The 14,494-nt window shown below is 38.9% G+C and carries 14 protein-coding genes; all 14 read left to right on the forward strand.

Annotated elements, in window-relative coordinates; genetic code table 11:
* The first annotated feature begins 405 nt into the window (after positions 1 to 405).
* Positions 406 to 2,475: a HelD family protein gene (locus LI162_RS08700; protein ID WP_227156312.1), complete on the forward strand. Its 2,070-nt coding sequence runs from the start codon at positions 406 to 408 to the stop codon at positions 2,473 to 2,475.
* Positions 2,476 to 2,523: 48 nt separating this feature from the next.
* The gene (gene rlmH / locus LI162_RS08705) at positions 2,524 to 3,003 is read left to right on the forward strand and encodes a 23S rRNA (pseudouridine(1915)-N(3))-methyltransferase RlmH (RefSeq protein WP_196021023.1); all 480 of its coding nucleotides are present in this window, start codon (positions 2,524 to 2,526) and stop codon (positions 3,001 to 3,003) included.
* An 85-nt stretch (positions 3,004 to 3,088) separates the two neighbouring features.
* A complete protein-coding gene (yqfC, locus tag LI162_RS08710; protein WP_196021025.1) occupies positions 3,089 to 3,376 on the forward strand; it encodes a sporulation protein YqfC in 288 nt (95 codons plus the stop codon).
* A complete protein-coding gene (locus LI162_RS08715; RefSeq protein ID WP_196021027.1) occupies positions 3,373 to 4,641 on the forward strand; it encodes a sporulation protein YqfD in 1,269 nt (422 codons plus the stop codon). Before yqfC ends, LI162_RS08715 begins: the two co-directional genes overlap by 4 nt.
* The gene (locus LI162_RS08720) at positions 4,616 to 5,608 is read left to right on the forward strand and encodes a PhoH family protein (RefSeq protein WP_015529266.1); all 993 of its coding nucleotides are present in this window, start codon (positions 4,616 to 4,618) and stop codon (positions 5,606 to 5,608) included. Before LI162_RS08715 ends, LI162_RS08720 begins: the two co-directional genes overlap by 26 nt.
* Positions 5,605 to 6,102: an rRNA maturation RNase YbeY gene (ybeY, locus tag LI162_RS08725; protein ID WP_015529265.1), complete on the forward strand. Its 498-nt coding sequence runs from the start codon at positions 5,605 to 5,607 to the stop codon at positions 6,100 to 6,102. Before LI162_RS08720 ends, ybeY begins: the two co-directional genes overlap by 4 nt.
* A gap of 52 nt (positions 6,103 to 6,154) precedes the next feature.
* Entirely contained in the window at positions 6,155 to 7,849 is a 1,695-nt protein-coding gene (locus LI162_RS08730; RefSeq protein ID WP_196021029.1) for a putative polysaccharide biosynthesis protein, read from the forward strand.
* A gap of 46 nt (positions 7,850 to 7,895) precedes the next feature.
* Complete coding sequence (locus LI162_RS08735) at positions 7,896 to 8,270, forward strand: hypothetical protein (RefSeq protein WP_054751224.1); 375 nt, start codon at positions 7,896 to 7,898, stop codon at positions 8,268 to 8,270.
* 247 nt (positions 8,271 to 8,517) lie between these two features.
* Positions 8,518 to 8,751: a DUF896 domain-containing protein gene (locus LI162_RS08740; protein ID WP_015529262.1), complete on the forward strand. Its 234-nt coding sequence runs from the start codon at positions 8,518 to 8,520 to the stop codon at positions 8,749 to 8,751.
* 4 nt (positions 8,752 to 8,755) lie between these two features.
* Entirely contained in the window at positions 8,756 to 8,938 is a 183-nt protein-coding gene (locus LI162_RS08745) for a DUF4250 domain-containing protein (protein WP_020437024.1), read from the forward strand.
* Positions 8,939 to 8,949: 11 nt separating this feature from the next.
* Positions 8,950 to 10,398, forward strand: coding sequence for a tRNA (N6-isopentenyl adenosine(37)-C2)-methylthiotransferase MiaB (gene miaB, locus LI162_RS08750; protein WP_196021031.1), 1,449 nt, complete (start codon positions 8,950 to 8,952; stop codon positions 10,396 to 10,398).
* A gap of 196 nt (positions 10,399 to 10,594) precedes the next feature.
* The gene (locus tag LI162_RS08755; protein ID WP_227156314.1) at positions 10,595 to 12,328 is read left to right on the forward strand and encodes a class I adenylate-forming enzyme family protein; all 1,734 of its coding nucleotides are present in this window, start codon (positions 10,595 to 10,597) and stop codon (positions 12,326 to 12,328) included.
* A gap of 142 nt (positions 12,329 to 12,470) precedes the next feature.
* Positions 12,471 to 13,145 (forward strand): response regulator transcription factor, encoded by a 675-nt coding sequence (locus LI162_RS08760; protein ID WP_196021033.1) that lies wholly within the window; start codon positions 12,471 to 12,473, stop codon positions 13,143 to 13,145.
* Positions 13,142 to 14,365 (forward strand): sensor histidine kinase, encoded by a 1,224-nt coding sequence (locus tag LI162_RS08765; RefSeq protein ID WP_196021035.1) that lies wholly within the window; start codon positions 13,142 to 13,144, stop codon positions 14,363 to 14,365. Before LI162_RS08760 ends, LI162_RS08765 begins: the two co-directional genes overlap by 4 nt.
* Positions 14,366 to 14,494: the final 129 nt, after the last annotated feature.

The raw sequence follows: 14,494 nt of genomic DNA on the forward strand, positions 1-14,494 counted from the left end.
AAAAAGGTGGAATATTATACGAGGGAGGTAAGAATATGATAAATTTGATTTACACAATCATAAATATTGCATTAATTATAGTTATTGTAGCTCTTATTGTTTATTTTATAAGAAAGAAGAATAGATAATAGGTGAATATCGAGAAGAAATCGGCATAAAGGACAATAAACTCCATAGATATTTTGAATGTATTAGCTTTTCAACCCGAAAGCTGAACTGTTACCCATTTTATCAGCAATTTTGCTCAAATTAGATGACAACCTGTTCGAAGATATGGTAAAATAATAAACCAAATGTTTGCAAATTTCCATAGAGTTCTATTAAAAAGAGAACCCTATGGAAATTTGTCATACATTTCAATAAACCTAAGAAGCAAAAATCTATTTTGGGGGAAATATAAAACATATGACGAATTATAACAGCAATGACAATCGATTTGATGGAAGATGCTTCCTTGAAGATGTTGAGATAAAGTTACAAAAACGACTGGAAGAAATAGGGCAGTCTCTCTCTGATGGACAGAAAGAGATTGATAACATGCAGGAATATTACTGGGAAAATTATACGGAGATGGATGAGTATGGTTACGAAGATTACGATAATCAGCAGGCACTCCTTCATCAGGTCAACGCTAATAATGAGAAGTTGCAATTAAAACATAGATTTGAGAAAATGTTAGATGCACCTTTTTTCGGACGTGTCGATTTTATGTATGATGGAGATGACGAACCGGAACCGTTTTATATTGGAATCGGAAATTTTGCTGAAAAGAACGGTATGCAGCCGCTGATCTACGACTGGAGAGCTCCGGTCAGCAGTTTGTTTTATGATTATGATAAAGGCTCTGCAAGCTATGAGGCTCCTGCCGGAAGACTGGATGGAGAGATTCTTTCAAAATGGCAGTTTAAGATTCAGAATGGAGAACTTGTCTATGCCTTTGAGAGTGATACAAAGATCGATGATGATATTCTGAAAAAAGAACTTGGAACAAACAGTGATGTAAAATTAAAAAATATCGTCCGCACGATCCAGAAAGAACAGAATGCAATTATCCGAAATACGAAAGATCGAATCCTTGTAATCCAGGGAGCTGCCGGAAGTGGAAAAACTTCGATTGCTTTACACCGAATTGCATATCTTTTATATCATGAACGCGACACTCTGAAATCATCCAACATACTGATTCTTTCACCGAACAGCGTATTTGCAGATTATATCTCACATATTCTCCCAGAATTAGGAGAAGAGAATATCCGTGAGATGAGTTTTGATCTCTACGCCTACAAAGAGCTTCGAAAAGGTGTCGCAGCAGACTGTGAGGATCGTTATGATCAGTTGGAACGTCGGATGAAGTTTCCGGATGAATCAGCTCAGAATCGTTTTGACTGGAAACAATCCAAAGATTTTATTGGTGAAATAGAAGGTTTCCTTGCGATTCTGGAAGATCGTCTGATGGAATTCAAAGAAATTGAGTTCCGTGGAATGACATTGACAGAAGAAGACTTGATCCAATTGTTCTATTATAAATTCACAGAGACTCCGTTATTGAAACGTATGGATGCTGTAAAAGACTATTTTATCGATTCCTGGGAAACTCTGAAAGGCAGAAATATTTCAGAGGATGATCAGGAGATGCTTCAGATGAAGTTCGACAAGATGTACACAACGAAAGATATTTACACCATTTATAATTGGATGCTTGATGACTGTGATTGTGATCTGTTGCCGGAAGTTCCGTACGAAAAACGAAAGCTCCCTTATGAAGATGTATTTCCTATGCTTTATCTTAAATATCGTCTTTCCGGTGGGAATTCAACTCATAAGAACATTAAACATCTTGTCATTGATGAAATGCAGGACTACACTTATCTGCAATACACCATCCTGGAATCCTTGTTTCATTGTAGAATGACTATTCTTGGAGACCGTGCACAGACACTGGATACAAAGCAACAGGATGTACTGAGATTTCTCCCTAAATTACTTGGACGTGAGATCCGAACGATTGAAATCAAAAAGAGTTACCGGAATACATTAGAAATTGCCCGGTATGCGGAAAAAGTCAGTGGAGTATCTGATCTTGAGTTACTGGACCGCCATGGAAAAGAAGTCGTAGAAAAGACATTTAACACAGATACGGAATTGCTTGATGAACTTGTCTGTCATTTAAAATGTCCGGGAGACTTTGAAACTGCTGCCCTGATCACAACAACAGAAGAAGAAGCTTTTGACTTAAGCCGTCTCCTGAAACTGCGTGGTATCAACGTATCCTATGTGGATCGTAACAGTTCCGCATTTAAGAAAGGACTCACAGTAACCACATTTTATCTTGCAAAAGGGCTGGAATTTGACCAGGTTTTCGCACTTCGCGGTGCAAAAGAAAATCCGCTTAAAAATCAGGCGGAATATATTTGCGCAACAAGAGCTCTTCACGAACTCTATGTTTACGAAATTGCTGACAGCTTATCAAAATAACAGTTGACAGGCATGCATGATTAAAATTTATTCAGAAAGAACAGAAAAATGAAGATTACATTAATAACCGTAGGAAAGATAAAAGAAAAATATCTGCGAGATGCAATTGCAGAATACAGCAAGCGATTAAGCCGATACTGCAAACTGGAGATTATAGAAGTAGCTGATGAAAAGACACCTGACCATGCAAGTGATGTCGTGGAAAATACAATTCGCGATAAAGAAGCTGAACGTATTATGAAGTATGTAAAAGAGGATACCTATGTGATCACTCTTGAGATTAACGGAAAGCTTCTTAGTTCTGAAGAACTTTCTGCAAAAATCAATCAACTTGGAATTCAGGGAACAAGCCATATCACATTTATCATTGGCGGATCCATTGGTTTGGGCAAAGAAGTGCTCGCAAGATCGAACTATGCATTAAGCTTTTCCAAGATGACCTTTCCACACCAGTTGATGCGGGTCATTCTGTTAGAGCAGATATACAGAAGTTATCGGATCATCAACGGTGAACCTTATCATAAATAGAGATCTGTCACAGAAAACAACTGGTATAGGACATCGTGATATATTCATATACTGATGACAAAGGATTTTTATATAAAAAACTTCAATGAACCGAGAGCAGATCAAAGAAAAGATGGCATCCGCAATGGATCTCCCAAAAGATGTGATTCAGAATGCTTCTGTTATAACCATTTTAGGACGAAATGAATTATGTATTGAAAATTATCGGGGCATTATTGAATACACAGATGCACTGATCCGTGTGCAGACGCGGGCAGGACAGATCAGGATCCAGGGAAAACGACTCCGGATTCAATACTACACAAATGATGAGATGAAAGTAACTGGAGCATTATCATCTTTAGAATTTACCGAGGGGAGGAATCCGGGGTGATTCATTGCCTGATCCGCTACTTGTCCGGTTATGTGAAGATTCAGATCAAAGGATACTCCCCAGAACGATTTCTGAATCTCTGCTGTTATCACCGCATCCGATTCTGGGGATTGACCCGTATCGAAACAAATTATGAATTATACTTGAGTTTATCTGATTTTCGAAAGATTCGTCCTTATGTCAGAAAAACACATACAAAAGTCATACTAAAAAAACGGTATGGCTTTCCTTTTTTTCTTTATCGCTACCGAAAAAGAAAACTATTCTTTATCAGCATCTTCCTATGCATTTTTCTAATCGATTGTTACTCGCAATTTCTATGGGATATTCATTTTCAGGGAAATAAAAGATGGACTGACACGACCTTGACAACGTTTCTGAAAGAAGAGGGGATTTATCCTGGAATGCAAAAGAAAAATGTAGATTGTCAGGGGATTGTCAAAGCCCTTCGAAAAGAATATAATGATATCGTTTGGGTATCTGCTTCTCTTGACGGCAGCCGATTAAAAATACAGATAAAAGAAAATGAAGATGCGCTTCCTATCATCTCATCTACTCAGGCAGATAAGAGTAACAAGACCGATCCTTTACCTGCTGATCTTGTTGCTTCTACTGATGGAATCATCACAAACTTAATTACACGCACCGGCATTCCTCAGGTACATATCGGGGATTCTGTAACGAAAGGAACTTTACTTGTATCTGGGCGAATTGACATCCTGGATGACAGTGGTGAAATTACCGGATATCAATATACGCATGCCGATGCAGATATTTTCGCTGATACACAGATTTCTTATCTGGATATAATTTCCTGTTATCATAATAAAAAAGTATATACAAAAGAAACTAAAAAGTCCGGATTTATTCAAATCGGATCTGTCCGGTTAGAAACATGGAAGCCAAAAATGTCCGCTACTTCTGAAAAATTGTGTATAGCACATCAATTAAAACTGGGAGAAAATTTTTCACTTCCTGTTTTTTATGGGCATGAAACAATAAAAAAATACGGCTTCAAGAAAATAAAATATACGAAAAAAGAGATGCAGACAATTTTAAGCAGTCGATTTCGCTATTTTTGTAAAGATTTAGAGGAAAAGGGTATTCAAATTAATGAAAAAAATGTTAAGATATATATATCTGCCGAAAAGGCAACGGCTTCAGGTACGCTCTATCTGAATCAGCAGATTGAAGAGGAAACAGAGACCGAAAGAATAACTTTAGAAAGGAACGAACCGGATGAGTCTGTCGGAACTGATCATTGATATTCCGGCTGAATACGAGATGAATGTATTTGGCCAGTTTGATACTTATATAAAGAAAATAGAAAGAACTTTTCATGTCACATTGATTTCACGTGACGGTGCAACCAAGATTGTAGGAGATACAATTGCTGCACAGAAAGCCCAGCGTGTACTTACACAGCTTGTGGAACTTGCTAAACGAGGAAATACGATTACGGAACAGAATGTAGACTATGCAATCTCGCTCGTATTTGAAGATCAGGAAGAAGCCCTTGTTTCTATTGATAAAGATCTGATCTGTCATACACTACAGGGAAAACCAATCAAACCTAAAACATTAGGTCAGAAAAAATATGTTGATGCAATTCGAAATGGAATGATCACTTTCGGTCTCGGACCTGCCGGAACAGGAAAGACCTATCTTGCGATGGCAATGGCAATCACAGCATTCAAGCGCGAAGAAGTAAGCAGAATCATCCTGACGCGCCCGGCAATTGAAGCCGGAGAGAAGCTTGGATTTCTTCCGGGAGACCTGCAAAGCAAGATTGATCCGTATTTAAGACCTTTATATGACGCGCTTTATCAGATCATGGGAGCTGACAGTTTTCTTAAGAATTCTGAAAAAGGATTGATTGAGGTTGCTCCTTTGGCATATATGCGCGGACGTACTTTAGATAATGCGTTCATCATCCTTGATGAAGCACAGAATACAACGCCGGCCCAGATGAAAATGTTCTTAACAAGAATTGGTTTTGGATCCAAAGTTGTTATTACAGGTGATTCTACGCAGAAAGATCTTCCATCCGGAACAATATCCGGACTTGATGTTGCTGTAAAGGTTGTAAAAGATCTGGAAGGGATCAACATCTGTACGCTGACAAGCAAAGATGTTGTAAGACATCCGTTAGTTCAGAAAATTGTAAAAGCATATGAGGACTATGAGAAGAAATCGTCCAGACCGAGAGAAAACAGGAGGAAAAAAGGATGAGTCTTTTTATCGAAGAAGAGGGGAATATAAAGTTAGACTTTGATACAGAAGAGATTGCCGCATTAGTTATTGACGCTGCATTAGAACTTGCAGACTGTCCTTATGAAGCAGAGATCAATCTTCTTTTGACTGAGAATGCCCAGATTCACGAAATGAATCTGGAACAGCGTGGAATTGACCGCCCAACAGATGTACTTTCTTTCCCTATGATCGAATACGAAGAACCGGGAGATTTTTCCGTGATTGATGAAGAAAGTGCAGAAGCCTTTAATCCGGAATCCGGAGAATTGATGCTTGGTGATATCGTTATCTCAAAGGAAAAAGTGTTATCCCAGGCTGAAGAATATGGACATTTACCCAAAAGAGAGTATGCTTTCCTGATTGCACACAGTATGCTTCACTTATTTGGATACGATCACATGGTTGATGAAGAACGTGTTGTTATGGAAGCAAAACAGAAAGAAATCATGGAAAAAGTCGGTATTTTCCGCTGATAGGATACATATATTAAATAGATTTTAAGGAATGGGACACTAGGAGGAAGTTATGTCTGAAACTGAGGCACAAACAACGAAAAAACGAACGAAAAAGGATGATTATATTGTCCAGGGTTCGATACTTGCAGCAGCAGCTGTACTTACAAAAATCATAGGCGTAGTCTACAGGATTCCGCTGACGAATATTTTAGGAGATGAAGGAAACGGATTTTATGGATATGCCTATCAGGTCTATGCAATCGCTCTGATGATTTCATCATTCAGCCTTCCGACTGCCGTATCCAAGCTGGTATCAATCCGACTTGCAAAGCGTCAGAGACGAAATGCATTCCGTGTATTTATCTGTTCACTTGCTTTTGCAATCGGTGTTGGATTATTCATCTCGCTGACAATCTTTTTAGGAGCAGGACTGATTTCAACACATTTAATGAAATCTCCACTTAGCGTTTACGCATTGCGGGTTCTTGCCCCGGGACTTCTGATTGTTGCAGTTATGGCTGTTATCCGTGGATATTTCCAGGGAATGGGAACAATGCTTCCAACAGCTATCTCACAGATCATTGAGCAGGTATTTAATGCCGTGATCAGTATTGTCGGCGCAAGTGTCCTCTTTGGTATCGGAACAAAGGCAGGAGAAAAATCCGGAGAGGAGCTTCTCGGACCTGCTTACGGTGCTGCCGGAAGTACACTTGGAACGGTTATCGGCTCTTTATCTGGATTGTTATTTCTTTTGTTTGTCATTTTTTTATATAAAAATGTAATACGCAAACAGCTTAAAAGAGACCGCACCCAGAATGTTGAAAGTTATTCTTTCCTTCTGAAAGCATTACTTTTAACAGCAATCCCCGTTGTATTCAGTACCGCTGTATATAATATTAACCAGATTATCGACCTTACAATCTTTAATCATGTTATGGAGTCACAAGGCTATGTAGAGAAAGAATATATGGCTCTTCAGGGTATTTACACCGGTAAATACGACACCCTGATCAATGTCCCGATGGCAATTGCGAACGCACTTGGAACATCTCTTGTGCCAAGTCTTACAGCTGTTGTTACAGCAGGTACAAAGAAACAGGTTCACAATAAGATTAACCAGACTTTACGTCTTACAATGGTAATTGCTATTCCAAGTTGTATCGGTTATTTTGTACTTGCTTCCCCAATTATGGTTCTGCTGTACAATGACTCCAGTGCAACACCGGCGCGTCTGTTGATGGCAGGAGCTATCGTTGTTGTACTGTATGGACTTTCCTCTGTAACGAATTCCATTCTTCATGGATTAAACTACATGACAAGTCCCGCAAAGAATGCTGCAGCAGCTCTTGGAATTCATCTGGTAGCATTTGTACTGATGATGACTGTATTCAAGATGAACGTCTATGCACTGGTGGGTGGAAATATTGTATTTGCACTTGCAATGAGTATTTTGAACCTGCTCAAGATTCGAAAAGTCAGCGGTTTCAAAATCGATTTTGTAAGCACTTTCGGAAAACCATTCGCTGCAGCAGCAGTGATGGGCATTGTAACTTTCGGCGTATTCAGACTGTTTGATACACTGATCGGCGGTCGTGTAATTCCAGTATGCATTTCACTGTTTGTAGCAATACTTGTTTATGCGGTTGTTATGTTGAAGATCGGAACACTTTCTGAAGATGATATCCTTGATCTTCCAATGGGTGGACGTATCCTGAGAATTTCTAAGAAATTCCATCTGCTTCCAGCCGTAAAAGTAGAAGAATAAAAAAAATAAAAAAGCCAATACTGTATGAAAAAAGGAGCGATTTGCGATGAAAAAATACATGATTGGCTTTTTTTCTGTTTTATTTCTGATTACCGGATGTTTGATTGCAGGTTACCAGGTTAGTTACAACAATCTACTGGAAAAGGAAAAAGCTATAGAACTGACTAAAAATGAAAAAAATGATTCCATTCAAACCAGACGCAGTTCAGCCAAAGGAGAGTCTGTTTCAGATGATGCCTATTATCTGAAAGAGCTGCATGGATATGTTGCTGTCTATCTGCAAGATGGGACAACCCTTTACGAAACAACCAGCCTATCCGTAAATAATCTGCCGGATGAAGTACAACAGGATCTGAAAAATGGAATCTATCTTAAGTCTGCCGAAGAACTGTATGGTTTTCTTGAGAATTATTCCAGTTAAAAAAGTGGACGAAGTGCACAGAATCGTGTATAATACAGAATCAGCGGAAAAAATATCGGTTACTGTTCACACGAGGTGCGACCAGCAACGCATCTCGCCATTTTAAATCGCCTTTGGCGATGGGGCGAGATGCATTCAAGTCAAAATACGCATCCTCCGTGTCAATCAGCGGAGTGATTGACACGGTAGTGAACAGTAAAGAATATCGCAACATTAAACGGAACAAGAAAAAGGAGAGATATAGACAATGGAACAAAAGAAGATTGATCGTATCAATGAATTATATAAAAAATCAAAAGCGGAAGGACTCACTCCGGAAGAAGCGAAAGAACAGAAGATTCTTCGTAAAGAATATATGGAACTTATCCGAGTGAACTTAAGAAGCCAGCTGAACAATATTGACATGGAACAAAAAGATGGAAGTATTGTTAATCTTGGTGAGAAGTATGGCGAAAAATATATGAACAAGAAAGGAAACTAGGATCATGTTACAGAATTTACCACAGGATCCAGTCATCCTTCTGAGCGTCATAAATACAAAGCTCAGAGATTTTTATCCATCACTGGATCAGTTATGTAAAGAGATGGAAGTAAATAAAAAAGAACTTACAGATAAATTAGATTTGATTGACTATGCTTATGATGCATCCTGCAATCAGTTTGTATAAAGGAAATGAGAATGAAAGAAATAATTGAAAATGTAAAGCTGGTGGAGAATGCTCCGTTGGAAGAGCCTGCACGCCAGTATTATTTTATGGAAAAAGCAAAAGAATATGTTGCTGAAATGTCTGAGAAACTGGGGCGTCCATTAACTGCGTGTGTGACGACATTTGGTTGTCAGATGAATTCGAGGGACTCTGAAAAACTGCTTGGTATTTTAGAGAAGGTCGGGTATGCAGAAGAAACGGATGAAGAGAAAGCGGATTTTGTAATCTACAATACCTGTACTGTTCGTGAAAACGCAAACCTTCGTGTTTATGGACGTCTTGGACAACTTGGTTCCATTAAGAAAAAGAATCCACATAAGATGATCGCACTTTGCGGATGCATGATGCAGGAACCGGAAGTTGTTGAGAAACTAAAAAAGAGCTACCGCTTTGTTGACCTTATTTTCGGCACACACAACATTTACAAATTTGCAGAACTTTTAACATCTGCAATACAGTCTGACAGAACAGTCATTGATATCTGGAAAGATACAGACAAGATTGTAGAAGATCTTCCGGTTGAAAGAAAATATCCGTTCAAATCTGGTGTAAATATCATGTTTGGATGTAACAACTTTTGTAGTTACTGTATTGTACCTTATGTACGTGGACGTGAAAGAAGCCGTGAACCAAAGGCAATCATCCGTGAGATCGAACGTCTTGTTGCAGATGGTGTTGTAGAAGTCATGCTGCTTGGACAGAATGTCAATTCTTATGGAAAGAACCTTGAAGAACCGATGACATTTGCACAGCTTCTTCAGGAGATTGAAAAAATTGAAGGACTTGAAAGAATCCGTTTCATGACTTCACATCCGAAGGATCTGTCAGATGAATTGATTGAAGTGATGAGTAAATCAAAAAAAATCTGTAAACATCTGCATCTTCCGGTTCAGTCCGGAAGCAGTCGGATCCTGAAACTCATGAACCGTCATTATGACAAAGAACAGTATCTTGCACTTGCTGAAAAGATTCGTAAAGCAGTTCCGGATATTTCACTTACTACTGATATTATTGTCGGTTTCCCTGGTGAGACAGAAGAGGACTTCCAGGAGACTCTTGATGTTGTAAGAAAAGTGCGCTATGACAGTGCGTTTACTTTTATTTATTCAAAACGTACCGGAACACCTGCTGCAGTAATGGAAGATCAGGTTCCGGAAGACGTTGTAAAAGATCGTTTCAATCGTCTTTTACATGAGGTTCAGACAATTTCCGCAGAACAATGTGCAATTCATGAGGGAACGGTACAGACCGTTCTTGTAGAGTGTGTCAATGAACATGACAATCACCTGATGACAGGTCGTATGAGCAATAATCTGCTCGTCCATTTCCCGGGGGATGAAAGTCTGATCGGTCAGCTGGTTGACGTTCATCTTGATGAATGCAAAGGATTTTACTATATGGGAAAGATAGCTGGTAACTAGAAATCAAGATTGTCGTAATTGAACTTTCTTTTTGATTTTATGAATCAGATACCTGTTTTTTCTGCATCTTGAATCAAACCCGTTCAAGAAATTCAGTGTTAAACTAAGACATATTTTTAAAATATTTCATGAGATTTATTTTCGAAGATGAATTCTAGATCCATGAGTATTCTGAAAACAGGAAGGAGATAAAAATATGACTAGAACACTGACAGGAAAACCGAGTATTGATCGCCCATGGATGCAGTATTATCCACCACAGTTGATGGAAGGACTTTCTATTCCAGAAGATACGGTTTATGAATATTTACTGAAACGTTGCCCGGGAGATGATGTCGCAGCAATTCATTACTATGGCAGAGAAATAACCTGGAAAGAAGTAAAAGAGCAGGTGGATAAAGTAGCACGTTCCCTTCGAGCAATCGGTTTTGGTGAAGGTGACGAAATCCCAATGTTTTTACGCGCTGTACCTGAATTCATCTACGTACTTCTTGCAGCAGAAAAAATCGGAGCTTCCCTTCTTTGCAGAGATAATACGATTCAGGAAAATGTTGATGCAGTAAAAAAATCCGGTGCAAAAATGATTATCGCACAGGATTTCTTATCTCATGAAGACCTGAACAAATATCGTAATGAAGCAGGTGTACGCGGAGCTGTTCTCTTAAGTTCTATACAAAGTGCCAATCGATCAGAAGTCCCGGATTATTGCTGGAATTATCTTGAATCACTTTATACAGATTATCCTGCGTATGGTCCGTGTACAATATCCTGGAATGAATTTCTCAAATTAGGAGAAGCGTATCAAGGTACTGTAGAGGCAGAAAAAAACATTGACCGTCCACTTTTCCGTGCTTATACAAGTGGATCTACCGGTCCATCAAAACAGGTAATCCATTCTGCCCACACAATGATCGGAAATATGCATCAGATGAACTTTTATGGTGCATCCAGTGATTTTCGTCCAACCTGGCTCGTGACACAGCTCACACCGTCTCTTGTGGCAGTCGTTGTTGCTATGTTGCTTCTGCCTTTAGCTTCAGATAAATTGCTGATTTTGAGCCCGTTTGTAGCACCGGAAGATGTCGATCTTGAAATGATGCGCTATCGTCCGAACTGCTGGCCACTGATTCCTATGTTTATTGAAACAGTTATGAAAAATGGCAGAGTTCCGGATGATTATGATATGTCTCACCTGTTTTCCGCCGGAGCCGGATGTGAAGCATATAACAACAATCAGCTGCAGCGTGCACAAAAATTCTTGAACGACCATAATTGTAAAGCAACATTTACAACCGGATATGGATGTAGTGAAGCCGGTTCAAATATGTCACTCCCGTTAACACCTCATCCAATTAGAAATGGAAATGTCGGAATTCCAATGCCGTTAACTACAATTTCGATTTTTAAGCCAGGCACAGAAGAAGAGCTTACATATAACACAATGGGAGAAATCTGTCAATGTGGACCTGGAACCATGCTTGGATACGATGACCCAGAAGCAACCGCAAAAGCTATCATGATACATTCTGACGGAACAAGATGGCTGCATACCGGAGATATTGGATATATGCAGGAAGACGGAACAATTTATGCATTAACCAGAGGAGACGCACCTCGCTATGGCGGTGGTTCTCTTGCAACACTTCCGATGGAAAACCTTCTTGCAGACGCAGAAATCCCGGGAATTGATGATGAATTTTTTGTAATCATTCCTGATCCGGAACATCATCGTTGCTTTGTGCCATATCTTTTTGTTGTTCTTGATAAGGGATACACGGTGGATGATATTCGTGAAAAAGTATACGATTGTCTGGAAGAATATATGCATCCGATTGATATTATTGCACTTCCGGAACGTCCTTTCTTCCATTTTAAAACAAACAGAATCGGATTATCTAAAGATATTATGATGGGAAAATTTGAAAATTAAATTTTAATGATTTTTATGTAAGCATTAAGGTGTTGTCCGCTGATACGGCAACACCTTCTTCTTTTTTTAATCATTTTGTGATATAGTAAGTCTTAACTTAAAAAAGATTGCAAAAATATGACAAGCAAAAGGAGTACTACACATGCGCTTATTATTAGCTGAAGATGAAAAGGCATTATCAAAGGCGCTGACAGCCATTCTGGAGAGAAATAATTATTCCGTAGATGCTGTTTACGACGGACAAAGTGCTTTGGAATATTTGGAAACAGATAATTATGACGGAGTGATCTTAGATATTATGATGCCAAAGATCGATGGACTTACGGTATTAAGAAAAGTTCGTGAAAAAGGAAACCTGATTCCGATTTTATTGTTGACAGCAAAATCAGAAGTTGATGATAAAGTGGAAGGACTGGATGCCGGAGCGAACGACTATTTGACAAAACCTTTTCATTCCAAAGAACTGTTAGCAAGAATTCGCGCTATCACAAGAACTCAGTCGGCACAGACAACATCTAAGCTGACTTTTGGAAATGTTACGTTAGATCGGGCAACCTTTGAGCTTTCTACAGCAAAGGGCAGTTTCCGACTCGCGAATAAAGAATTTCAGATGTTAGAGCTTTTAATGTCCAATCCTCATCAATTGATTCCTTCCGAACGTTTTTTAGAAAAAATCTGGGGATATGACAGTGATACAGAAATCAACGTAGTATGGGTGTATATTTCGTATTTAAGGAAAAAATTAACAGCCCTCCACGCAGACATTCAGATTAAAGCAACAAGAAATGCCGGATATTCATTGGAGGAGCTGACATGATTAAAAAACTTCGTATTAAATTGATTGCTACTTCTATGGTCTCTCTTTTCCTTGTCCTTTTTGTAATCGGAGGGATTGTAGGTATTATAAATCATAAGAAGATTGTGGCGGATGCTGACCGGATTCTTGATATCTTAGAGGAAAATGATGGAACTTTTCCAAGAATGGAACCAAGAGAGAAAACAGATGATCCTCATGGTATGTCGGCAGAAATTCCATACGAATCCAGATATTTTTCTGTTTTGTATGACGCGAATGGAACGATTATTTTAACAGATACTTCAAAGATTGCATCTGTCGATACTGAAACAGCTGTGAACTATGCTTCCGAAGTATGGAAGAAAAAATCAGAAGAAGGATTCCAGGATAATTACAGATATCGTATGTATTCGTCTAACGGCAATGTACGCATTATTTTCCTGGATTGCAGACGACAATTAAATAATTTTCACAACTTTTTGCTTACAACCTTTAGTGTATCCGGTATCGGACTCTTATCTGTATTTATTTTAATGCTTGGTTTGTCAGCACGTATCGTAAAACCGTTTTCCGATAATTACGAAAAGCAGAAACGATTCATTACAGATGCAGGTCATGAATTGAAGACCCCATTGACCATTATTGATGCAGATGCAGAGATTTTAGAAATGGACTTCGGTGAAAACGAATGGCTACAGGATATACAAGCACAGACAAGCCGGCTTGCCGATCTGACCAATGCTCTTGTTATGCTTTCCCGAATGGAAGAAGGGGTAAGCAGAGACACAAAAATAGAATTTCCACTGTCAGATATCGTAGAAGAGGTATGCCATACTTTTCAGGCTCCGGCAAAAGTGCATCAAATTAATCTGGACAGCAAGATTGAACCACTGATTTCTATGAACGGTGATGAGAAAGCAATCCGCGGACTTATAACAATTCTTCTTGACAATGCAGTAAAATATACGAACGAAAATGGAACTCTTTCACTCGCTTTAGAAAAAAAGAAAAATCGTATTTATCTGTCTGTTTTCAATACAACAGAATTTATTTCCAAAGAACAAACCTCTCATTTGTTTGACCGGTTTTATCGCACCGATGCCTCCAGAAATTCTCAAACCGGAGGATATGGTTTGGGACTTTCCATTGCTGCCGCAACTGTGGAGTCCCATCATGGGAAGATAAGCGCAGAGACAAAAGATGAAAAATCATTAAAGATTACCGTGGTTTTTCCAACATAACTGATTTACATAGCTCGTACAAACATAACGTTTGATACGGGCTTTTTCATATTCTTTTCTAGTCTTAATTTTTTTGTAACTGTTCAGAGCCAACCTCCAAAATGCTACGCATTTCGTCGGTGTGGCGTA

It is taken from the genome of Mediterraneibacter sp. 210702-DFI.3.120 (assembly GCF_020561005.1).
Classification (GTDB): Bacteria; Bacillota; Clostridia; order Lachnospirales; family Lachnospiraceae; genus Mediterraneibacter; species Mediterraneibacter faecis.

Bases quoted from the DNA above. Each gene is read 5' to 3' on its own strand.
- LI162_RS08700 (WP_227156312.1), top strand. From the start codon at position 406: ATGACGAATTATAACAGCAATGACAATCGATTTGATGGAAGATGCTTC.
- rlmH (WP_196021023.1), top strand. From the start codon at position 2,524: ATGAAGATTACATTAATAACCGTAGGAAAGATAAAAGAAAAATATCTG.
- yqfC (WP_196021025.1), top strand. From the start codon at position 3,089: ATGAACCGAGAGCAGATCAAAGAAAAGATGGCATCCGCAATGGATCTC.
- LI162_RS08720 (WP_015529266.1), top strand. From the start codon at position 4,616: ATGAGTCTGTCGGAACTGATCATTGATATTCCGGCTGAATACGAGATG.
- ybeY (WP_015529265.1), top strand. From the start codon at position 5,605: ATGAGTCTTTTTATCGAAGAAGAGGGGAATATAAAGTTAGACTTTGAT.
- LI162_RS08730 (WP_196021029.1), top strand. From the start codon at position 6,155: ATGTCTGAAACTGAGGCACAAACAACGAAAAAACGAACGAAAAAGGAT.
- LI162_RS08735 (WP_054751224.1), top strand. From the start codon at position 7,896: ATGAAAAAATACATGATTGGCTTTTTTTCTGTTTTATTTCTGATTACC.
- LI162_RS08740 (WP_015529262.1), top strand. From the start codon at position 8,518: ATGGAACAAAAGAAGATTGATCGTATCAATGAATTATATAAAAAATCA.
- LI162_RS08745 (WP_020437024.1), top strand. From the start codon at position 8,756: ATGTTACAGAATTTACCACAGGATCCAGTCATCCTTCTGAGCGTCATA.
- miaB (WP_196021031.1), top strand. From the start codon at position 8,950: ATGAAAGAAATAATTGAAAATGTAAAGCTGGTGGAGAATGCTCCGTTG.
- LI162_RS08755 (WP_227156314.1), top strand. From the start codon at position 10,595: ATGACTAGAACACTGACAGGAAAACCGAGTATTGATCGCCCATGGATG.
- LI162_RS08760 (WP_196021033.1), top strand. From the start codon at position 12,471: ATGCGCTTATTATTAGCTGAAGATGAAAAGGCATTATCAAAGGCGCTG.
- LI162_RS08765 (WP_196021035.1), top strand. From the start codon at position 13,142: ATGATTAAAAAACTTCGTATTAAATTGATTGCTACTTCTATGGTCTCT.